At 72.9% G+C, this 874-nt stretch carries 1 protein-coding gene; it reads left to right on the forward strand.

The genetic code is table 11. The features are described 5' to 3' along the window. Positions 1 to 40: 40 nt before the first annotated feature. Positions 41 to 874: M23 family metallopeptidase (locus tag FNQ90_RS25190; RefSeq protein WP_182608427.1), on the forward strand; the 834-nt coding region annotated here is incomplete at its 3' end.

Consider the following 874-nt stretch of genomic DNA (forward strand, 5'->3'; position numbering starts at 1 on the left):
CTCCCCACCGGCGAAACGACCACCCCTGCCCGTGCGTGCGATGAAGTACCACGGCGTGGTCATGGGCGTGGGCGCGCTCTGCATCCTGGTCAACGGCCGGGGCCCGGGCCCGTTGTGGTTCACCGGCGTCGCGCTGGTGCTCCTGGGGGTGTTGGGGAACCTCCTGCTGGGGGCGTACCAGAGGCCGCGCGGCGAGCACCCCCCGACCCCGGTGCGGATCCCGGTGGCCGGCCGTTGGCGGGCGGTGAACGGCCCGGCCGACAAGGTGCCGAGTCACACCCATCGGCACGCGCAGACCTACGCCATCGACCTGACCCATCACCCCCGGTCGGCGGAGGACGGGGAGGTTCCCACTCCCCCGTTCCGGTGGTTCCTGCCGGCTTTCCGGAGGCCGGAGGACTACCCCGCCTTCGGCAGACCGATCCTGGCGCCGGGTGACGGCGTGGTGGTGCGAGCGGTGGACGGGCAGCGCGACCATCTCACCCGGACCTCCCTGCCGGGGCTGGGCCTGATGTTCCCGGAGGGTTTCGCGCGGAGCATGGGACGCACCCGCCACCTGTTCGGCAATCACGTGGTCATCGACCTCGGGAACGGCGTGTACGCGGCGATGGCGCACCTGCGGCGCGGTTCGATCCGGGTGACCGCCGGGGACCGGGTGACGGCGGGCCGGCCGATCGCGGAGTGCGGGAATTCGGGCAACTCCACCGAGCCCCATCTCCACGTCCAGCTCATGGACGGTCCGGACCCGGCGACCGCGCGCGGCCTGCCCTTCGAGTGGCGTTACCGGGAGGACGACGGGGGCGACGGGGGAAGGGTCCGCGTCGGGGTGCCGAAGAACCTGTCCCGTTTCATCCCGGCGGACGCCGGGGAGGCC

The organism is Streptomyces alkaliphilus, from assembly GCF_014141535.1.
GTDB classification, from domain to species: Bacteria; Actinomycetota; Actinomycetes; order Streptomycetales; family Streptomycetaceae; genus Streptomyces; species Streptomyces alkaliphilus.